This is a genomic window from Mesorhizobium sp. M0601 (assembly GCF_040320845.1).
Lineage (GTDB): Bacteria > Pseudomonadota > Alphaproteobacteria > Rhizobiales > Rhizobiaceae > Mesorhizobium.
On record NZ_JAMYQK010000038.1, the window covers coordinates 1 to 20,945 of the forward strand.

Genomic DNA, 20,945 nt, shown 5'->3' on the forward strand with positions numbered 1-20,945 from the left:
AAACCGCTAATCCTGCAATCCAAAAGCCGCTATCCGCCTCAATCAACATGCCAGATCAACGGCTTGCGGATAGTTCACGGTCGACGCTCTAGCCCTGAGATTTTCAACGGTGAGCCGATGCGCCGAGGACGGCGGGTCAATAACCTCGTCCATAAAGGCGAAGGCGCGCATGACCAGCGCCAGCACCTCGTCCCAACGGTCGAAATCGGCCGCAAGCTGCACGATGGAAACGTCGGCAGGCAGGCTCACGGGCTGGTTCGCTTGTAGCGGATCGTGTCGAAGCGTGCCGCCAGCGCATCGTAGAGCAGCAGTCGTCCGACCAGCGGCTCGCCAATCCCGGTGATCAGCTTGATCGCTTCCATGGCTTGCAGCGTGCCGATGACCCCGGTCAGCGCGCCGACAATGCCGGCCACCGCGCAGGATGGCACAAGTCCCGGCGGCGGCGCCTCGGGAAAGAGATCGCGGTAGCTTGGGTTCAACTTGCCGTCCGGGCCGGTTTCGAATGGCTTCAGTACGGTGACCGAGCCGTCGAAGCGGCCAACGGCGGCATGCACGAGCGGCCGGCTTTCCGCGGCGCAGGCGTCGGCCACCGCGTAGCGTGTCTCGAAATTGTCGGAGCCGTCAACGACGATGTCATAACGGGCAATGAGGGTAGGGGCGTTGTCGACGGTCAGCCTGAAATTGTGCTCTTCCACGACGACGTTTGGATTGATGCGGATGATCGCCGCTCTGGCACTGTCGGTTTTTGCCATGCCGACCATGTCCGTGCCGTGGATCACTTGTCGTTGCAGGTTGGAAAGCGAAACGATGTCGTCGTCGACGATACCGAGAGTGCCAATCCCTGCGGCGGCGAGATATTCGAGCACAGGCGCTCCCAATCCGCCGGCGCCAATGACGAGCACCCGCGCCCGCTTCAGCCGCTGCTGGCCGGCGCCGCCGATCTCGGGCAGCACGATGTGGCGGGCGTAGCGTTCGAGCTCTTCATCGGTGAGGGCGGCTGTGATCATCGCCGGACCATATAGCGGAGGAAAAAGCTTGTCAGGTATCAATGCATGCCGCTCAGAAGTGCGCCATGAACCAAGTTCAAATGGTCGGCCTGACCGTGCCGTGATCGACGGTCAGGAATTGCGCGCGTCCCTTGAGGCTGTCAAACAACGCGGCATCGGTCCCGGTCATGAAGGCCTGGCAGTTTAGTTCCTCCAGGATCGAGAACAAGGCCGCCCGTCGACCGCCGTCGAGATGGGCGGCGATCTCGTCGAGCAGCAGGATCGGTGTCATGCCCGACATCTCACCGGTTAGCCGCGCATGCGACAAGACAATGCCGACCAGCAGCGCCTTCTGCTCGCCGGTCGAACAGAGCTCGGCCGGCATCGCCTTGGGCCGGTGGCGCACCACGAGGTCGGAACGGTGCGGGCCGTCGAGCGTGCGTCCGGCGGTGCGGTCGCGGTCGCGCCCCTGGGCAAGCGCACGACGGAACCGTTCCTCTACGTCGACGGCCGGCAAAATACCGAGTTCGCCTTCCAGTTCGCCAGAGATGCCGATGTCGGCTTGCGGAAACGGTCCGTCGCCGGGCAGCCGGTCGATCATGGCGGCGAGCAGGCGCACCAGTTCGGCACGCGCCGCGGCAATCGCCACGCCGGTCTCGGCCATTTGCATCTCGATCGCATCGAACCAGGCACCGTCGCGTGAACCGTCGGCGAGCAGTCTGTTGCGGCCGCGCATTGCCTTTTCGTAGTCAAGCGCGCGCTGGCCGTGGCCAGGATCGATCGCCAGCACCAGCCGGTCTAGGAAGCGCCGGCGGTCGGCAGCCGGCCCGGGGAACAGGCCGTCCATGGCCGGTGTCAGCCAGACCACGCGCAGCCATTCCAGCATGTCTTCGGCTGAGCGTGCCGTCGCGCCGTTGATCCGCACCCGCCGGCCGGCTTCGCCGTCGCTGCCCGATATTCCGGTACCGATCTCGACCTGGCCTTCCGGCCCGTCAAGCCGGGCATGCAGCGCAAAGCCACCGTCGCCGCCTTCGCGCGCCACCTCGGAATAGGGTGCGCGGCGCAGGCCGCGGCCCGGCGTGAGCAGCGAGATCGCTTCAAGCAGATTGGTCTTGCCGGCGCCATTGTCGCCGGAGAAAACGACAGCGCCGGGATCAAGGTCGATTGCCAACGCCGCATAGTTGCGGAAATTCGTAAGTATGAGCTTACTTATGTACGTCTGCTGCGGTTTTGCAGATCTGGTCACGACAGCAAGATGGCCCCGTTCGGGCCCTACACCCGCATCGGCATCAGCACGTAGAGCGCGGTCTCGTCGGCCATATCGTGGATCAGTGTCGGGGAACCGGCATCCGCCAGCATGAACTTCGCCTCCGTGCCGGTCAGTTGCGCGGCAACGTCGAGCAGGTATTTGGCGTTGAAGCCGATTTCAATCGGATCGGACGAATAGTCGGCCGCCAGTTCCTCGGTGGCACTGCCCGAATCCGGGTTGTTGACCGCAAGCGTGACCTGCCCTTCGGCGATCGAAAGCTTCACCGCCCGGCCGCGTTCGGACGAAATGGTCGAAACGCGATCGACGGCAGCGGCGAAACTCTGGCGATCGATAATCAGCTTCTTGTCGTTGCCGGTCGGAATGACGCGCTGGTAGTCCGGGAAAGTGCCGTCGATCAGCTTGGAGGTCAAGATAACGCTGCCGATGGTGAAACGGATCTTGGTGTCGGACAACTCGGTGGTGACTGCAACATCGGGATCGTCGACCAGCTTTTGCAGCTCGCTGACCGTCTTTCGCGGGATTATGACGCCAGGCATGCCCTCAGAGCCTGCCGGCGCATCGATCTCGGCGCGCGCCAGCCGGTGGCCGTCGGTCGCGACAGAGCGCAGCTTCAGCTTGCCGCCGGCCTCGTGCGTGTGCAGATAAATGCCGTTCAGATAATAGCGCGTCTCCTCGGTCGAGATGGCAAACTGGGTCTTTTCGATGAGGCCCTTTAGTCCGACGGAATCGAGCCGGAAAATATGCGAGAACGACCCGGCTGAAAGCTCGGGAAAGTCGGACTGCGGCAGGCATTGCAGGCGGAAGCTCGAGCGCCCCGACGTCACCGTCATGGCGTTGCCGTCTTCGTCGGTCTTCAGCGCCACCTCCGCGCCGTCGGCAAGCTTGCGCACGATGTCGTAGAGCAGATGTGCCGGGACCGTCGTCGCCCCGCCACGTTCGACCTTTGCCGGCGTTGATTCGGTCACCTCCAGGTCGAGGTCGGTCGCCTTCATTTCAAGGCTGGCCCCCTCGGCGCTGAGCAGCACGTTCGACAGGATCGGAATGGTATTGCGCCGCTCGACCACGCGGTGAACATGGTTGAGCGACTTCAGGAGATTTGACCGTTCCAGGATAACACGCATGACAAAACAGGCTCGCTTGAATGAATGAACGGGTCTCCGGCAAGCGGCGCCCCGCGAAAGGTCTGAACAGGCTCAGAATCTGCGTAAACTGACAGGAAAAACCCGGCAAACGCAAGCCCGCGCCACCGGTTCGGACCGGCTGCACGGGCTTTCCGGGGATAAAGGGGATAAAAAGGCCGGAGTCCGCGAGCCGGCGTTTTTCGGGCCGTCAGGCCTGGTCGTTGATCAGCCTTCTCAGCAATTCGAGTTCCTGCGCCAGTGTGTTGTCGGCACCGGAAAGATCCTCGATCTTGCGCACCGCATGCAGCACGGTCGTATGGTCACGACCGCCGAACCGCCGCCCGATCTCCGGCAGCGAGCGCGGCGTCATCACCTTCGACAGATACATGGCGACCTGCCGTGGCTTGACGATGGTGCGTGTGCGCCGGTTGGACAGAAGTTCGGTCTTCGACACGTTGTAGTGGCGCGCGACGATGCGCTGGATGTCCTCGATACGCACCCGCTTGGGTTCGCCCGAACGATAGATGTGGCCAAGGATCTCGTCGATGCGGTCGATGGTGATCTGCGGTTCGAAGGATTGGCGAAACAAAAGCTGGTTGAAGGCACCTTCGAGCTCGCGTCCGCTGCCGGTCACCGTGCGGGCGACGTGGTTGAGGATCTCTTCGGAAATATCGAGCGACGCATCGTCGAGCTTGGCGGTGGCAAGCCTGAGCTTGAGCATACCGATACGCATGGCGAAATCCGGGGCTGACATTTCCAGCGCGACGCCGCCGTTGAGGCGCGAGCGGACGCGTGGCTCCAGCGACTCCAATTCCGACGGCGGCCGGTCGGCAGCGACCACCACTTGCTTGGCGCTGTCGAGCAGCATGTTGATTAAATGGCAGAATTCGTGCTGGATCGACTTGCCCTGCAGGAACTGCATGTCGTCGATGATGAGGAGGTCGATGTCGCGCAGCTGTTCTTTCAGCGTCAGTGCGTTGTTGTCGCGGATCGCGGTGGCGAACCGCCACATGAAATACTCAGCCGTCAGATAGACGACCCGCGATTTCGGATTCTGCTTCAGCGATTCTGCGGCGATCGCCTGCAACAGGTGCGTTTTGCCCAGCCCGACCGTCGCGTGCAGAAAGAGCGGATTGAAACGCACCGCGCTCGACTGCGATTCCGCGACCGCCTTGGCGGCGGCAAAAGCCACTCGGTTCGATGGTCCTTCGATGAAGGAGGTGAAAGTGTAGCGTGGATCGAGTGGCGAACCGAGAACATTGTGCCGGAACTCGGTTTCTGCCGGCATCCCCGGGCGGGGTACCGGGACCCGTTCGACCCTGCTGGGGCTCGCCGTGCCCGCAGAGAGCGCGGTTTGCGTCTGCCTGGTCATCTTGCGCGCCGGGGCCACTTCTGGCTCGACGCTGTTGCGGCCCTGCCGTGTGGCGGTGCGAACCACGATCTCGATCTTGAGGATCTCCGGATCCTCGTGCTTCCACAACTCGGTGATGAGATCGAGATAGTGGCCGTTGATCCATGAACGCAGGAATGCGGTTGGCACTGAGATGCGGACAATGCCCTTAGAGGATTCAGCGACCTTCATGCGCCCGAACCAGCTCGAATAGACCTCGGTTCCCAGTCGCGCCTTCAACTGGGCCTTGACCCGATCGAACTTCTGTTCAGCTTCATTGGAAGCCGCCATGTCGTTCCTTCCGATTAACGTTCCAGGAAATGGGAGGTCGCCTGTAAGCTCCCTTTCGATGCCGCCGCTCTGCATGATCGAGTTCCTTGTCTCTTGTACCTGTTTTCCGCCGGGGATGCGCCTCCTGCATCCATGTTTCCGGCGACCGTGTCTTCGCTGCGACACCATCGCCGCCGCCGGCTGATGAATCGCCTCGTTGTCGGTCCGGCGCCGAAGAGCCGATCCGCTTTGGTCATGTCAGGGCAACAAAATGCCGTCCGGCGAAAAACCGCCGGCGCACCGTCGACCTGCCATGTACAATTACGCCAGTCCCCTACCGTATCGAAAAGACAAACCAACCCCGTCCGCGGAGTTGAATCCGCGGTGTAAACTCTGCCAATTTGAGCTGGCCGGTTTCAGGCTGGTCAAGGGCCAAGGGCCCGTCCCTTCGATGGACAGACATTACCGAAATCGCTGTGGATAGGGCAAGGCCACCCCTAACGGATTTTTAAGGAATCTGGCTAGGAAGGCACGTTTCGAACGCCATGCCGCAACAGTTGATTTTGACAAAGCCATTGTGATTCAAACCCTTTTCCGGCGAATGTGAAAAAGGCCACACAACGCGAAATTTTCTGAAATAATTCGCTTGACAGCCAATTGCCGCCTATCGGCCGCAGCCGATGTGAACAAGCTGTGGATCACCATCGGTAAACCTCTGAAAAAAAACAGTAATCTGTGACGCTCGGAAATTTTCGCATTGGCAGTTTCGAAGGCTGCGAATATCAGCGGGTATGTATACGCCGGCAAAGCATTTCGAACTTTGAAATGCACGCGGAGCGCCATTTTGCGGGCTTTCTTTTAAGTACTTGCCGGCAAACGAAAAAAACCCGGCGCGATTGGCCGGGTTTGAAGAAGCGCAGTTCAGGAAAAGATATATTAGGCCGACAGCACCTTGACCCGTTGGGCCAGCCGCGACACCTTACGCGATGCCGTGTTCTTGTGCACCACGCCCTTGGTCGCGGCGCGCATCAATTCCGGCTCGGCCACCTTGAAGGCAGCCTGTGCGGCCGCCTTATCGCCGGCCGCGAGCGCCTCTTCGACCTGGCGGATGTAGGTCCGGACGCGGGAGCGGCGGTTCTTGTTGATCGCTGCGCGACGGGCGATCTTGCGCGTTGCCTTTTTGGCCGAGGAGGTATTGGCCATGGTGCCTCTCTTCTGATCTGGTGGGCGCTTGCGGGATACCGCAGGGCGCAAAAAACAAACGGGCAGCCACAGGGCCGCCTCGGTTGGTGCGGCTTATAGTTCAGCTTTTCCGGCGCGTCAACGCTGCAGCGCTTTCTTTTTGACCGGCGCCTTCGTCATCTCATCGGTTCGTGAAATTCGGCTTCCGCTTGCCGCTGAAGGCCGCCATGCCTTCCTTCTGGTCATCCAGCGCAAACAGCGAATGAAACAGCCGGCGCTCGAACCGCAGACCCTCGGTGAGCGTCGTCTCATAGGCGCGGTTGACGGCCTCCTTTGCCATCATCACCGACGGCAAGGAAAAACCAGCGATCTTGGCCGCTGCCTTAAGCGCTTCCTCGATCAACTCGCCGGCTGGCACCACGCGCGACACAAGGCCGGAACGCTCGGCCTCGGCTGCGTCCATCATTCGACCCGTCAGGCACATATCCATCGCCTTCGACTTGCCGACAAAGCGGGTCAGGCGCTGCGATCCGCCCATGCCGGGCATGACGCCCAGCGTGATCTCGGGTTGGCCAAACTTGGCAGTGTCGGCGGCGATGATGAAGTCGCACATCATCGCCAGTTCGCAGCCGCCCCCCAGCGCATAGCCCGCCACCGCCGCGATGATCGGCTTTCGTGCCCGCGTAAATTCTTCCCAGCCGACGAAGAAATCCTGCAGATAGGCATCCACATAGGAGATGGACTGCATTTCCTTGATATCGGCACCTGCCGCGAAAGCCTTTTCCGAACCAGTGATGACCATGGCGCCGATGTCGGCATTGGCGCCCATGCTATTCACCGACGCGACCAGTTCCGCCAGCACTTGTGAATTCAGCGCGTTGAGCGCCTGCGGCCGGTTCAGCGTAATCAGCCCGACCTTGCCGCGGGTTTCGACGATGATGGTTTCATAGCCCATGCTTTGCTCCTCCTCGCTTCTTGTTCAAGCCTGACAGGCCCGGCAGTGGAAAGTCGAACGACCGCTTTGCACGATACGCTCGATGTGGCCGCCACAACCAGGCTTGGAGCAGGCTTCCCCCTCGCGATCGTAAACCGCGAAGGAATGCTGGAAGTAGCCCAGTGATCCATCGGTCTTCATATGATCGCGCAACGACGAGCCGCCGGCGGCGATCGCATCGGCGACGACCGAGCGGATTGCTTCGGCCAGGCGTTCGCTCTGCTCTTTGGCTTTCTTGCCGGCTCTCGCGAGGGTGCCCGCTTCGCGCAGCGGCGACAGGCCGGCCCGCCAAAGCGCTTCCGAGACGTAGATATTGCCTAGCCCGGCAATCAGCCTCTGGTCCAGAAGTGCCGCTTTCAGCGGTGACTTGCGACCTTTCAGCAACGAAGCGAGCAGCGCGCCGTCCAGTGCGTTGCCTGTAGGCTCGACGCCTAATCCCGCCAGCATCGGATGCATGTCGGGCTCGCCTTCCGAAAACAGCATGAACCCGAAGCGGCGCGGGTCGTTGAAGATCACGCGAGAGCGGACGCCGGCAGGGGATGCGATGTCGAAGACGACGTGATCGTGAGCAGTGTTTTTCGAGCGTTCGTGGTGGAACACGCCGGGCGTTGCGCTCTCGTCGGCCGTTTCGATGCGAAACGAACCCGACATGCCGAGATGGCAGATCAGAACCGGGCCGTTGTCCATGTGCATTGTCAGATATTTGGCACGGCGGCCGAGCGCCGCAATCGTCTTGCCGGTCAGCCGCTCCGAAAATCTCTCGGGGAACGGAAACCGCAAATCCGGCCGGCGTGCCTCGACACCGACAATGCGGGCACCTTCAAGGGCCGGCTGCAGACCGCGCCTGACTGTCTCTACCTCCGGCAGCTCAGGCATGGCCACCTATCGTGGCATGGAAGGAGGTGCCGTGACGGCCGCGCGCCAGCCCGAGATGTTCGGCCACGGTTTCGCCGATGTCGGCAAATGTTGTCCTCAGTCCGATGTCTGCGCCTTTGAAACCCGGCCGTGTCCCGATAATCGGAATACGCTCGCGCGTGTGGTCGGTGCCGCGCCACGTCGGATCATTGCCGTGATCGGCGGTCAAGATGAGCAGATCGCCTGGCCTCAGCCGTGCGAATGCCTCGGGCAGGCGCCGGTCGAAAGCTTCGAGTGCGGCGGCATATCCCGCAACGTCGCGCCGATGCCCGAACTCGGTGTCGAAGTCGACAAAGTTTGCGAAGACGAGGTCGCCGTCGCGGGCGTCTTCCATGGCACCAAGCGTTTTGTCGAACATCGCCATGTTGCCGGCAGCCTTGCGGACTTCCGAGATCCCCCGATGGGCGAAAATGTCGCCGATCTTGCCGATCGCGATAACCCGGCTGCCGCGCGCCGTCAGCCGGTCGAGCAGCGTCGGTTCCGGTGGCGGTACGGCATAGTCGCGACGATTATGCGTTCGCTCGAACGTGGCGGCGGTTTCACCGATAAACGGCCGAGCGATGACGCGGCCGATATTCAGCGGATCGACGAGCCTGCGCACCACTTTGCAGAACTCGTAAAGCCGTTCCAGGCCGAAATGAACCTCATGCGCGGCGATCTGCAGGACGGAGTCGATCGAAGTGTAGCAGATCGGCTTGCCGGTGCGGATATGGTCTTCGCCGAACCGTTCGATAATCTCGGTGCCCGGAGCATGGCAATTGCCGAGGATGCCAGGCACCTTCCCTTCACGCACCATTGCTTCGGTCAACTCGGCCGGAAAGGCAGGAATCTTGTCTGGGAAGTAACCCCAGTCGAAACGGACCGGCAGGCCGGCTATTTCCCAATGGCCCGATGGCGTATCCTTGCCGCTCGAAACCTCTTGGGCCGCGCCGTGAAAGGCGGCGGCAAGCGGTGCACTGCCGGCATTCTCAAACCTGAAACCCGTTGCCGTTGCCGCGGCCTGGCCGAGACCGAGCGCGAGCATGTTTGGTACAAGAAGGGGTCCGGCACGCAGGCCTTCGCGGTCGGCGCGGCCTTCTGCGCAGGCCCGCGCGATGTGTGCGAACGTATTGGAGCCGGTGTCGCCATAACGTTCGGCATCGGCCGCGCCGCCGATGCCGAAGGAGTCGAGGACAAAAAGGAAGGCGCGTGCCATCGAAAGGTTCATCATTGCCTGTGTGTTGGCTCAGACATAGGGTTCCGCGCCGCCATTGGCAATTCGGAAACCCAAACAGCACGGCTTGGCGTGCTGGTCCCGGAGAGACGAATCGCGGCATGGTCGATCTGCGGATGGAAATGCGCGGCGCGGAGCTCGCATGAGGCTTGCCCTGACAGCATTCGCCGACGTACTGGCTTTGCTGCTGGATGCGTCTTGCACAAACCTGGCGCGAGCCGGTGGCGCGATATTATCGGAACGTTCCGTATCGGTATCGTCGTCGAACCGTTGCCGGTCCGAGGGATGTGCTGGCTGCAGCCATAGTGCGTCTAGTCTCGGCCCGCGGTCGCAAGCAATAGCAACAGACCGGTTAGCGGGCTTCAGGCGTCAGCAATCGCTGCACGGAATGGTCGGGCTCCTGCGCGGCCGCAGATAATATGTTTCCGCCATCGATATCGAATTGAAGACCGAGCTCAACCCGAACCGGCTTTGGCCGTCCGCCGACCAGGTGATGATTGGCTTGTAGGCGAGATCGCTTTCGACCCGGATGAGGAACGTGCCTTTGATCTTGAGCGCGCTCGGGACCGTTGTGGTGGAATCCTTGACAGCGTCGACGCTAGAGACGCCATCGACCAGTTTGCGCGACCACACGACCAGGACTTTCGGCGTCGTCTCGTTGGTCACCTGTATCGCCGTGATAATGATCTTCGGTTTCGAGCGGTTGTAGGGCTGGAGCGTGGAACTGCCGATCGCCATGATGGCATCGACATCGGCCGCCTTGACGGTCTGCTGCTGCGTGACGAGGTCCGCTACCATGCTGCCGATGCGGCTGACCTTCTTGCTGGTCTCGATGGCTTGCGAGGCCTCCATTGTCATAAAGTACATGATCAACAGGACAGGCACGATGAGGGCAAACTCGACAGCCGCAATACCGCGGCGGTCCGAGCAAAGCCGGACTGCTCTTGTACAAATCCCTGCGATGCCCAGCTGTGCCCCCGCACGAATCATGGCTTTGCCCTTTTCAAGCGACTACGTGGTTCAGTTGTCGAACGGCTCGTTCTGCCAAGTGATCGAAGCAAAATGCAGCGTTTTGCCGTCCTTCAGGTTGGCCATCGATTTGGCCATGAAGTCGGTCATCACCGGCCATTTGTAAAAAACACGCAGCATGTTTCTCGACTCCGCCAGGCCAGGTGCGACGGTGAAGGTCTGTGTGCTCGTGCCTTTGGTCAGCACGACGTCGCCATCCTGGATCTTGAAACCGGCCAGCGCCGCATCGGCGAAGGTCGGATATTCGCGCAAGTCCACCAGCAATCCGGGACAGGTCTTCGCGACCATGATCTCCAATTTGGTGCAGATCATATCCCGCAGCTTGGTGCCGGACACATCGGTCGGTCTTAATTGGCCGGTACGCAGCTGGCGCGCGATGTCGTCGGTTGCGTTTGCCATCACTTCCTGTGCGGCAAAAGAAATGCAGCTCTCCAGGATGGCGAAGACAAGAAGCGCGAAAGGAATTGCAAGCATGGCGAATTCGATCGCCGTGCTTCCGCGGCGGTCGCCCAAAAACCGTCTTGGAGAGCCTGCTCGTCCTGCCTTGCTCATGTCCGCTGCCCGCCGATGCCGCTTCTGTATCGGTCCACCCTTAGTCGGAACCGATTGAAGTCCGGTTGGAATGACCGTTAAATTCAACGGGAAGGCCTTAACCCGGCGATAACCGAAGCACGTTCCCGCCAAAGACGGAGACGTCGGCTAGCTAATGCACGGCGCTCATTTCGGCTTCAGAGGCCTTCTCGGCATCGCTCTTATACGAGCTTTCGCAATATGGCGCGCAGGACATGGTCTGTACTTCGGAACGCCGATAGATGCGCACCGACGACGCTGCCTGGCGCACGACGGTTATTTGCTCATCGACGATCGGATTGCCCTGCTGGTCGAGGACGACGAGATTGGTGACGCCAAATCCCTTGCCGGTCAGTACGATCGTCGATGCGTCCTGCACGGAGGCGTCGGCGATCGCCGGATTGCCGACGACAATCGTATCGGCGGCGCGCGACAATTTGATGATCTTTGCCTGGTTCATCGTCACCTCGATGCCGGCGCCGGCCTTGGCTGGAAAGGCGAAAGCCGCTGCGGCAAAAAGCACGGCAACTGGAAATGATGATCTCGGCCCGGCCATTGAGGCGCCCCCTGGCAAACTGTTCAACGGAACATGAACGAGATTGGTGAACCAACCGTTAAGCGGCTGGAATTCAGGATCAAGCCGGAACCGGCATTGGGCCTAGCCGGCACGGCTGAAACGTCTTTGCCGAATTGCGCCTGTTGCGCCTTTTGTCGGCCGAGGCCCTGGCGGCGGGTATTTTAGTTCTGGGTTAACCACGCAATGTCGTCGAAGCGGGAAAGGAATCGGTAAGCCTGTTTATTAAGCCGATTGAAACAGCTTCTCCTTAGATTCGCAGTATCCGATCAGCCACCAAGAGAAGTTGACGGAAGTGCTGTAACAATTGGAGTAGGAGCTCGAATGTCTAACCTCATCGCACGTTTTGTGAAGGACGAATCCGGCGCGACCGCTATCGAATACGGTCTGATCGCCGCTCTTATCGCACTCGCCATCATGGTCGGCGCCGGCCAGCTCGGCAACTCGCTGAACGCCAAGTTCACCGCCATCTCCACTAAGGTGAACGGTAGCTGACCGTAACGGGTTCGGTTGTTCTGAAATAAGGGCCGCCGCACTGGCGGCCCTTATTTAGTCCTGGTATGAATTGAAATTTGCGCCTCATCAGTCGTTAGTCGAATAGGATTGGGTTGGGGGCCAGATGCAATTGGGTCATAGGCGCGCCGATGCTTGAAGCCGTGATCTTCGTCGTATTTCCGTTCTGCATGCTTTTTGCCGCGATCTCCGACATGCTTTCGATGACGATCGCCAATCGCGTGCCGGTGTTGCTTGTGGTCGTCTTCGCCTTGGTTGCGCCTTTGACCGGTATGGACTGGGCCACCTATGGCTGGCATTTCGCCGCCGCCGGCCTGGTTCTCGCGGTGACGTTCGGCCTGTTCGCGCTGGGCGGCATGGGCGGCGGCGACGCCAAGCTTCTGGCTGCCACTGCCATGTGGATGGGACTGAACATCCATCTCATCGAATACCTCGTCGCCTCGACATTCATCGGCGGCCTGCTGACGCTAGCCATCCTCGCCTATCGAAAATCGCCGCTTGCCGCCGTCACAAGCCATAATCCGTTCCTGCGCCATTTCGCCGATGAGGCGACCGGCGTTCCGTACGGCATCGCGCTTGGCATTGGCGGTCTGCTCACCTATTCCGACTCGCCATTGATGGCCTGGGGACTTACCAGGCTGGCGGGCTGAAGTTCACTTTACGCGGTTGGCGCCGAGCAGGCGAGTTGGCCACGTTTTCCTTCGGGCCGGGCTTGTCGATCCAATTTATATAAACGTTAAATTAATCACGATCGTAAGTATAACATTAACCTTGTTTTGACGATTGCCGCTGCAAAGTCCCGCTTGGCTACGTGGTTTGCCAAGGCGAGGTTCGGACAGATGCCAGCATCCCGATTGATTATTCTGAGCGTGGCGATAGCCGCGGCCGGTGGTGCAGGCTATGTCGCGAAGAACATGGTCGTGGCTCCGCCGCCTCCGGTTGTCGATTCCGGTCCTCAGGCGCCGGCGATCGCGCTGCAGGATGTGCTTGTTCTTTCCGGCGACGTTCCGATGGGCAGTCCGCTTGAAAACAACATTTCCTGGGAGTCATGGCCGTCCGCAGGCATCAACGCAAATTTCATCACCCGCGCCGCCGAGCCTGAAGCGCTGGACAAGCTGAAGGGCGCCGTCGCTCGCGTGGCGCTCTACGCCGGCGAGCCGCTGCGGCGCTCGAAGCTGATCGGTGAAGGGCAAAGCTTCATGTCGTCGATCCTGCCCTCCGGCATGCGGGCCGTTGCCACAAGCATCTCGGCCGACACCTCGGCCGGTGGCTTTATTCTTCCCAACGATTTCGTCGACGTCATCATGACCCGCAGAGCCGATCCCGCCAACGGCGGTGGTCCGGGCTTCACGACCGAAACTATCCTGAAGAACATTCGCGTCCTGGCGATCGACCAGACCATTCAGGAGGACGAGGAAGGTAAGAAGACCAGGGTTGGCCAGACCGCCACCCTGGAACTGACGCCGCAGCAGTCCGAGATCATCACCGTCGCACAGCAGATGGCGGATCGCCTGACATTGGCGCTGCGCTCGATCAAGGACAGTCAGGACAAGAATGTGGGCGAAGCCGATTACCTGGTTTCCGGCAATGGCCGGCGCGGAACCGTGCGGTTGATCAAGTCGGGCGAAGTTTCCGAAGTGGGGGCAAGGAAATGAGGCTAAAGACCAAACTGCCGCTCATCCTGGCTGCGGCGATCGGCCTGTTTCTCCTTGGAACGAGTGCATATGGCATTGTCGATGCCAATGCGGCAGGCAATGCCAGGGTGACGGCTTCGACCGCCACCCAGCGGGTTAAGCTCGGACTGAACAAGTCGGTGGTCATCGACCTCCCGAGCGATGCCTACGACATTCTCGTCGCCAACCCCGCTGTAGCCGACGCGGTGACCCGCACCGCCAGGCGCATCTATCTGTTTGGAAAGGCGGTCGGCGAGACAAATATCTTCGTCTTTGGCTCGAATGGCGAGCAGATCGTCAGCCTTGACCTAGCGGTCGAACGTGACGTCGCCGGGCTGGAGGATTATATCAAGCGCTTCATCCCGTCATCGGAGGTCAAGGTCGAGTTGCTGAACGACAACGTCGTTCTGACCGGAACCGTGGACACTCCTCTGGACGCCAAGCGCGCGGCCGATCTGGCAACTATTTTCGTGTCCGGCGGCGAGGCAACCACGGGTCAATACTCGCAGACCGCTGCCGGCGGTTCGGCTGAAGCCGGCGTCGCGATCGATAACCCGGATGCCGAGCGCCGCGTCAGCAAGATCGTCAACCTGCTGCAGATCATCGGCGACGACCAGGTGACGCTGAAGGTGACGGTCGCGGAAGTCAGCCGCTCGGTGATGAAGCAGCTCGGCGTCAACATGGTGGGCAACGGCAGCAGCAACGGCATCAGCTGGGGCGCGGTAAGCGACAATTTCACTGGTTTGGGCAAGTCGCTGTCGAACTCGGGCCTCTCTATCGGGAGCTCGACGCTGCAGGCCTACATCAATGCCATGGAACAGTCCGGTGTCATGAAAACCCTCGCCGAACCAACATTGACGGCCGTATCCGGCGAGAAGGCGACCTTCAAGGTTGGCGGCGAATACAACATGGTGACCAGCGTTTCCCAAGCCGTATCAAACGATAACCAGACCGGTCTGAAGACGTATTCGGTCGAGAAGATCGAATACGGCATTGGCCTGGAATTCCAGCCGGTGGTGCTGTCTCCCGGCCGTATCAGCCTGAAAGTCAGAACCTCGGTTTCCGAGCCGACAACGGAGGGATCTGTGTCTTTGTCCGAAGGCGTAACGAGCCCGGGCATGAATGCCCTGTCGCTCCGCAAGCGCTTGGCCGACACAACAGTGGAACTGCCTTCGGGCGGCTCGATGATGATTGCCGGCCTTGTCCGCGATGATCTCAGGCAAGCTGTCAACGGCTTGCCCGGTCTGACAAAGATTCCAGTGCTTGGCGCGCTGTTCCGCAGCAGGGATTTCGTTCGCAACGAGACCGAGCTCGTCATCATCATTACGCCCTATCTGGTGAAGCCGGTGGCGCGCAACGATCTTGCCAAGCCGGATGACAATTTCAACGCCGCCAGCGATGGCGCCGGCATTTTCCTTGGCCGCGTCAACCGTGTCTACGGCACCATGCAGACCAACAAGCCCAACGGCCGTTACCACGGCGTTGTCGGCTTTATCTACAAGTAAGCGGGGAAGCGGTCATGTCTAAGGCAACATCGAAGGCACGGGCGATCACCGCGACGCGGTCAGTCCATTCGCGAATCTGGCGGCCGGCCGTTCCCATTATGGCGATCGCGATGGCGGCATTGCTGGCCGGCTGCGCCAATCGCGACAGCGTCACGGTGGGTGCCATACCGGACGATTATCGCACCACCCATCCGATCGTCATAGCCGAGAAGGTACAGAAGATCGACCTTCCGGTCGGCGCCGGCGACCGTGGCATGACCAGATCCCAACGTGACACGCTCCTGGGCTTCCTGGACGGATACGACAGGAGCGCGGCTCCGGTGCTGACGATCGAGATTCCGAGCGGCTCAGCCAACGAAATCGCAGCGGCCGCGGCCGGCCGCGATTTCGCCAGGCTGGCCATAGCCAGCGGCATCAGCCGGAAGCGGATCGACATGCGGTCCTATCAGTCTGTTTCGGCCGAAGCGTCCGCACCGGTTCGTGTTGCCTACGTCTCGGTGAAGGCTCAGACGGATAAATGCGGGCGCTGGCCCGAAGACCTGCTGCAGACTTCGGAAAACAAGCACTATGCCGATTTCGGCTGTTCGTATCAGAACAACCTGGCTGCCCAGATGGCCAATCCGTCCGATCTGATCGGGCCACGCAAGCCGACGCCGATCGACGCGGAAAATCGCGGCGCGGTGATCGACGTCTATCGTGACAGAGGTATTTCGGACGAATTCCTCGGCAATTCGGAAGTCGAATATTAACGAGTGTTGAGGCTCAACAAACCCTAAGCCGCGCAAGTCACGGAAAGTGATGACAATGAGCAATCTTGCCTATGACACAGAGGTACCGGGCGGCGAAACCTCGGAGCAGGATATTGCCGCGATGCAGGCGTTGCGGCCGATCCCGCGCATTTCGATCCAGGCATTTTGCGAGACCGAAGGCGTAGCCAATCCGGTCGAGCGCGCCGGCGAGGATCGCCGCATGGCCAAGGCCCATTTGAAGGTGCATATGGGGGGCATCCCCACCGCTATCGAATTCTATCAGTCGGCGCCGACGCCGAACCTGATCCTGCTTGAATCGCGCAGCGAGCCGAAGCTGTTGCTGGAACAACTCGCCCAGCTCTCCGAGCATTGCGACCCGACCTCCAAGGTGGTGGTTGTCGGCCACTACAACGATGTCGGTCTGTACCGCGAACTCATCCGTTCGGGCATTTCCGAGTATGTCATCGCGCCCGTATCGATGGCCGACATCGTCAGCGTGGTGTCTTCGATCTTCGTTGATCCGGAAGCTGAGCCGATCGGCCGCTCGATTGCCTTCATCGGCGCCAAAGGCGGCGTCGGCTCCTCGACCATAGCCCATAATGTGGCCTGGGCCATGTCGTCCCTTTTCAAATCCGAAGTGGTTGTCGCCGATCTCGACCTCGCCTTCGGAACGGCCAATATCAATTTCGACCAGGATCCGGCGCAAGGCATTGCCGAGGCAGTCTTCTCGCCGGAACGCGTCGATGAGGTCTATCTCGACCGGCTGCTCGCCCAATGCGCCGAGCACCTGTCGCTGCTTGCGGCCCCTTCGACCCTGGAGCGGGTCTACGATTTCGATCCCGACGCCTTCACCCAGCTTATCGACATAGCCCAGCGTAGCGCGCCGCTCCTCGTGCTCGATGTTCCCCACGTGTGGGCCGGCTGGACCAAGAACACGCTGGTCAAGGCCGACGAGATCGTCATCACGGCGACGCCCGAACTTGCCAATCTGCGCAACACGAAGAACCTGGTCGACATGCTGAAGCGGCTTCGTCCGAACGACCCAGCGCCAAAGCTTGTGATCAACCAGGCCGGTGTGCCGAAACGTCCTGAGATTACGCCGTCCGACTTCTCCGAATCGCTCGGCCTTTCGCCGATGTCGGTCATCCCGTTCGAGCCGCTTTTGTTCGGAAATGCTGCCAACAACGGACGTATGCTCGGTGAGATGGATGCCAAGAGTCCGGTTGTCGCCACGATCAACGAGATCGCCCATGTGCTGACAGGGCGCAGCGAAATCAAGGTGAAGAAGAAGGCTGGCCTCGGCAGTCTGATCGGCAAGCTTTCGCGCAACAAGAAGTGATGCCTCAGCGGTGGAATTGGTAAGCGATCATGTTTGGTAAAAGAGGCAGCGACGACGGCAACCGGACCATTCCGGAATTCCGTCAGCCAGCACCCGCGCCTGCCGCGCCGGCGGCCGCGAACCCTGTGGAAGTGGCTGTAGCTGCCAGGCCGGCGGCGCTGCCGCCATCCGGCGCGCCTGCCGCGCCGGCGGTTCGCCGTGCGGTCGAGCCGCCGCCATTGGCGCCGGAGCCGAAAAGTATCCAGCGCCAAAAGAGCGAAACCTACTACGACACCAAAAGCCAGGTCTTCGCCGCACTCATCGATACGATAGATCTGTCGCAGCTCGCCAAACTCGATCCCGAAAGCGCGCGCGAGGAAATCCGCGACATTGTCAACGACATCATCGCGATCAAGAATTTCGCGATGTCCATCGCCGAGCAGGAAGAGCTTCTCGAGGATATCTGCAACGACGTTTTGGGCTACGGGCCGCTGGAGCCACTGCTTGCCCGCGACGATATTGCCGACATCATGGTTAATGGCTCCAAGAACGTCTACATCGAAGTCAACGGCAAGGTCGAGCAGACCGGCATCCGTTTCCGCGACAACCAGCAGCTCCTCAACATCTGCCAGCGTATCGTCAGCCAGGTTGGCCGCCGCGTCGATGAATCAAGCCCGATCTGCGATGCGCGTCTTCCTGATGGCTCCCGTGTCAACGTCATCGCACCGCCCCTGGCTATCGACGGCACCGCACTTACCATCCGCAAGTTCAAGAAGGACAAGCTGACGCTCGACCAGCTGGTCAAGTTCGGCTCGATTTCTCCGCAAGGGGCCGAGATTCTCAAGATCATCGGGCGTGTCCGCTGCAACATTGTCATCTCGGGCGGTACCGGCTCAGGCAAGACGACGCTGCTCAATTGCCTGACCAACTATATCGACCGCGAAGAACGCGTCATCACCTGCGAGGACTCAGCTGAGTTGCAATTGCAGCAGCCGCATGTGGTGCGTCTCGAAACCCGTCCGCCCAACCTCGAAGGCGAGGGCGAAGTGACCATGCGCGATCTGGTCAAGAACTGTCTGCGCATGCGCCCCGAACGTATTATCGTCGGCGAAGTGCGCGGACCCGAAGTGTTCGACCTGCTGCAGGCGATGAACACCGGCCATGACGGCTCGATGGGAACGATCCACTCGAACAGCCCGCGCGAATGCCTCAACCGCATAGAGTCGATGATCGCCATGGGCGGCTACACGCTGCCGCAAAAAACCGTGCGCGAAATCGTCGTCGGCTCCGTCGACGTGATCATACAGGCTGCACGCCTGCGCGACGGATCGCGGCGTATCACCCACATCACCGAGGTGATCGGCATGGAAGGCGACGTCATCATCACCCAGGACATCGTTCTCTATAACATCAAGGGCGAGGACGCGAACGGCCGGCTGCTGGGCGAGCACGTGTCGACTGGCATCGGCCGTCCGCATTTCTGGGAGCGCGCCCGCTACTACGGTGAGGAGCAGCGCCTCGCGGTTGCGCTCGAGGCGATGGAGAAACGCGCTGATTGATCCGTCTGGAAGCGTGGGGGCCAGGGTCGATGTTCGGAATTGACGGCACCGTATTGGCATTCGTCGTGCTCGCCGGCTTCAGCGCCGGCGCGGTGGCCTATGCTTTCCTGTTCAACCGGATCAGCACCGAGAAGCAGGTCGGCAAGCGGCTTGAATCGATCAAGACCGCCGAGACGGATCGTTCCGTCGTCAAGGCGTCGCGCGATCGCGTGGCGGAAGCGGCCAAGCGTCGCAAGTCCGTCCAGGATTCGCTGAAGGATCTCGATCAAAAGCAAAAGTCCAATCAGAGCCTGGTCAAGAAGCCACCGCTGAAGATCCAAATCCGCCAGGCCGGCATGAAGATCTCGCTTGAGCGCTTCTATGTCTACTCGGCGGTCTGCGGCGTCGTCTTGACGGCTCTTGTATATTTCATCGGCGCACCGTTGCTGATCTTGCCGGCTGCGCTGCTGGTCGGCGTCTTGGGTCTGCCCCGCTGGTTCGTCTCGTTTCGCCGCGCGCACCGCGTCAAGGCGTTCCTCAACGAATTTCCGAACGCGCTCGACATCATCGTGCGTGCGGTAAAATCCGGCCTGCCGCTGAACGACGCCGTGCGTCTGATCGCCAACGAATCCCCCGAGCCGGTCAAGACCGAGTTCCGCCGCATAGTCGATTCGCAGCAAATGGGTTTGTCGATCCCTGACGCGGCCATGCGCATGCCAGAAACGATGCCGTGCACCGAGGCGAGCTTCTTCGGCATCGTCATCCAGATTCAGTCTCAGGCCGGCGGCAATCTTTCCGAAGCGCTGGGCAATCTTTCGCGCGTGCTTCGCGACCGCAAGAAAATGAAAGCCAAGGTCCAGGCATTGTCCATGGAAGCCAAGGCATCCGCCGTGATCATCGGCGCGTTGCCTTTCGTCGTCGCCTTTCTCGTCTATTTGACGAGCCCGAACTACATCATGCCCCTCTTCATCACCAGCACCGGCCATCTGATCCTCGGTTGTTCCGGCATCTGGATGTCGATGGGCGTCCTGGTAATGCGCAAGATGATGAATTTCGAAGTCTAGGACTCGCTATGACCGATCACGTCATCAGAACTCTCACCGACCCGTCCCTGCTGATCGCACTGCTGGTCGGCATCGCGGTGTTTGCGACCGTCTTCACGCTGCTGCCCGCTTTTGGCGGGAACCAGCTCAAGGCGCGCATGAAATCCGTAGCGCTGGAGCGCGATGAGCTGCGCGCCAAGCAGCGCGCGCGGCTGGCAGTCGAAGCCGACCGCCGCCGCAAGGGCCTGCGCGAAGAACAGTCGGTCGGCATGCGCAATATTGTCGATCGCCTGGATCTCAGGCGTGCGCTGGCGGATGAAGGTACCTTGCAGAAATTGAAAGTGGCGGGTTTTCGCGGGCAAAATCCGCTGACGCGCTTCCTTTTCTTCCGTCTCGTCCTGCCCTTCATCGGCTTTGCATTGGCGGCGATGTATCTGTTCGTGCTCGGCGGATTGCCCGAGCAGCCGCTTTTCGTGAAGCTGTTCGTGTGCATCGTGGTAGCCTATGCGGGATTCTACGCGCCGGTGCTCTACGTCAACAACCGCGCTACCAAGCGCAAGCAATCGATTCAGATGGCGTGGCCGGACGCGCTCGACCTGTTGCTGATATGCGTCGAGTCCGGCATGTCGGTGGAAGCGGCGCTTCGCAAGGTCGCCGATGAGATCGGCGCGCAATCGGTGGCATTGGCGGAAGAATTCATCCTGACAAACGCCGAGCTTTCCTATCTGCAGGAGCGCAAGCAGGCCTACGAGAACCTTGCAAGCCGAACTGGCCTGGAATCCGTCAGGTCGGTGTCCCAGGCGTTGGTTCAGGCCGAGCGCTACGGCACGCCCGTGGCGCATGCATTGCGGGTGCTTGCCAGTGAGAGCCGCGACATGCGCATGAATGCCGCCGAGAAGAAGGCGGCCGCGCTGCCGCCGAAGCTTACCGTGCCGATGATCCTGTTCTTCCTGCCGGTGCTGTTCGCCATCATTCTGGGTCCCGCCGGCATCCAGGTGAGCCAGCGCGGCATCTTTGGCGACCAGCCGAAATCAAGCAGCGAGTAGCGCCAGCGGCGTTGCCAGAAACGCTGATACGATCCAGAGCCACGCT

20 protein-coding genes and 1 pseudogene are annotated in these 20,945 nt (G+C 60.7%); 9 read left to right on the plus strand and 12 right to left on the minus strand.

The genetic code is table 11. From position 1 onward, the window contains the following. Positions 1-84 precede the first annotated feature (84 nt). The 12 genes and pseudogenes from NKI41_RS26070 to NKI41_RS26125 form a co-directional block, all read right to left on the minus strand. Positions 85-243 (minus strand): annotated as a pseudogene (locus NKI41_RS26070) (GNAT family N-acetyltransferase); the annotation flags it as partial. Positions 244-245: 2 nt separating this feature from the next. Next, positions 246-1,007 carry a molybdopterin-synthase adenylyltransferase MoeB gene (locus tag NKI41_RS26075; protein WP_352470078.1) on the minus strand — a complete coding sequence of 254 codons (762 nt, stop codon included), beginning with the start codon at positions 1,005-1,007 and terminating at the stop codon, positions 246-248. A 76-nt stretch (positions 1,008-1,083) separates the two neighbouring features. Next, positions 1,084-2,232, minus strand: coding sequence for a DNA replication/repair protein RecF (gene recF, locus NKI41_RS26080; protein WP_352470079.1), 1,149 nt, complete (start codon positions 2,230-2,232; stop codon positions 1,084-1,086). A gap of 26 nt (positions 2,233-2,258) precedes the next feature. Beyond that, positions 2,259-3,377, minus strand: coding sequence for a DNA polymerase III subunit beta (dnaN, locus tag NKI41_RS26085; protein WP_352685687.1), 1,119 nt, complete (start codon positions 3,375-3,377; stop codon positions 2,259-2,261). A 208-nt stretch (positions 3,378-3,585) separates the two neighbouring features. Further along, the gene (gene dnaA / locus NKI41_RS26090; protein ID WP_023676921.1) at positions 3,586-5,058 is read right to left on the minus strand and encodes a chromosomal replication initiator protein DnaA; all 1,473 of its coding nucleotides are present in this window, start codon (positions 5,056-5,058) and stop codon (positions 3,586-3,588) included. A 915-nt stretch (positions 5,059-5,973) separates the two neighbouring features. Further along, on the minus strand, positions 5,974-6,240 hold the full coding sequence (rpsT, locus tag NKI41_RS26095) for a 30S ribosomal protein S20 (RefSeq protein ID WP_023676922.1): 267 nt from the start codon (positions 6,238-6,240) through the stop codon (positions 5,974-5,976). 160 nt (positions 6,241-6,400) lie between these two features. After that, positions 6,401-7,174 (minus strand): enoyl-CoA hydratase, encoded by a 774-nt coding sequence (locus NKI41_RS26100; RefSeq protein WP_352685689.1) that lies wholly within the window; start codon positions 7,172-7,174, stop codon positions 6,401-6,403. Positions 7,175-7,198: 24 nt separating this feature from the next. Next, entirely contained in the window at positions 7,199-8,089 is an 891-nt protein-coding gene (gene mutM, locus NKI41_RS26105; protein WP_352685691.1) for a bifunctional DNA-formamidopyrimidine glycosylase/DNA-(apurinic or apyrimidinic site) lyase, read from the minus strand. Beyond that, positions 8,082-9,323, minus strand: a complete 1,242-nt coding sequence (locus tag NKI41_RS26110) for a phosphopentomutase (protein WP_352685693.1) — start codon at positions 9,321-9,323, stop codon at positions 8,082-8,084. The genes mutM and NKI41_RS26110 overlap by 8 nt, the downstream gene beginning before the upstream one ends. 387 nt (positions 9,324-9,710) lie before the next feature. Then, on the minus strand, positions 9,711-10,331 hold the full coding sequence (locus NKI41_RS26115) for a TadE/TadG family type IV pilus assembly protein (RefSeq protein ID WP_023676926.1): 621 nt from the start codon (positions 10,329-10,331) through the stop codon (positions 9,711-9,713). A 30-nt stretch (positions 10,332-10,361) separates the two neighbouring features. Beyond that, entirely contained in the window at positions 10,362-10,922 is a 561-nt protein-coding gene (locus NKI41_RS26120; RefSeq protein WP_352541276.1) for a TadE/TadG family type IV pilus assembly protein, read from the minus strand. A 151-nt stretch (positions 10,923-11,073) separates the two neighbouring features. After that, on the minus strand, positions 11,074-11,496 hold the full coding sequence (locus NKI41_RS26125; RefSeq protein WP_352613897.1) for a pilus assembly protein N-terminal domain-containing protein: 423 nt from the start codon (positions 11,494-11,496) through the stop codon (positions 11,074-11,076). A 342-nt stretch (positions 11,497-11,838) separates the two neighbouring features. On the opposite strand from NKI41_RS26125, the gene NKI41_RS26130 reads away from it, so the two are divergent. The 9 genes from NKI41_RS26130 to NKI41_RS26170 all read left to right on the plus strand — a co-directional run bounded on the left by NKI41_RS26130 (position 11,839) and on the right by NKI41_RS26170 (position 20,899). After that, positions 11,839-12,009 (plus strand): Flp family type IVb pilin, encoded by a 171-nt coding sequence (locus tag NKI41_RS26130; RefSeq protein WP_023676929.1) that lies wholly within the window; start codon positions 11,839-11,841, stop codon positions 12,007-12,009. A gap of 149 nt (positions 12,010-12,158) precedes the next feature. Beyond that, on the plus strand, positions 12,159-12,677 hold the full coding sequence (locus NKI41_RS26135) for an A24 family peptidase (protein ID WP_352541278.1): 519 nt from the start codon (positions 12,159-12,161) through the stop codon (positions 12,675-12,677). A gap of 189 nt (positions 12,678-12,866) precedes the next feature. Further along, positions 12,867-13,682 (plus strand): Flp pilus assembly protein CpaB, encoded by an 816-nt coding sequence (cpaB, locus tag NKI41_RS26140; protein ID WP_023676931.1) that lies wholly within the window; start codon positions 12,867-12,869, stop codon positions 13,680-13,682. After that, positions 13,679-15,205: a type II and III secretion system protein family protein gene (locus NKI41_RS26145; protein ID WP_352685695.1), complete on the plus strand. Its 1,527-nt coding sequence runs from the start codon at positions 13,679-13,681 to the stop codon at positions 15,203-15,205. Before cpaB ends, NKI41_RS26145 begins: the two co-directional genes overlap by 4 nt. A 14-nt stretch (positions 15,206-15,219) precedes the next feature. Then, entirely contained in the window at positions 15,220-15,954 is a 735-nt protein-coding gene (locus NKI41_RS26150; protein WP_352541279.1) for a CpaD family pilus assembly protein, read from the plus strand. Positions 15,955-16,009: 55 nt separating this feature from the next. After that, complete coding sequence (locus tag NKI41_RS26155; protein ID WP_352541280.1) at positions 16,010-17,293, plus strand: CpaE/TadZ family protein; 1,284 nt, start codon at positions 16,010-16,012, stop codon at positions 17,291-17,293. 29 nt (positions 17,294-17,322) lie between these two features. After that, positions 17,323-18,831, plus strand: coding sequence for a TadA family conjugal transfer-associated ATPase (locus NKI41_RS26160; protein ID WP_352685697.1), 1,509 nt, complete (start codon positions 17,323-17,325; stop codon positions 18,829-18,831). Positions 18,832-18,860: 29 nt separating this feature from the next. Next, a complete protein-coding gene (locus NKI41_RS26165) occupies positions 18,861-19,874 on the plus strand; it encodes a type II secretion system F family protein (RefSeq protein ID WP_352685699.1) in 1,014 nt (337 codons plus the stop codon). A gap of 8 nt (positions 19,875-19,882) precedes the next feature. Continuing rightward, positions 19,883-20,899 carry a type II secretion system F family protein gene (locus tag NKI41_RS26170; RefSeq protein WP_023676936.1) on the plus strand — a complete coding sequence of 339 codons (1,017 nt, stop codon included), beginning with the start codon at positions 19,883-19,885 and terminating at the stop codon, positions 20,897-20,899. The last annotated feature ends 46 nt before the right edge of the window (positions 20,900-20,945 follow it).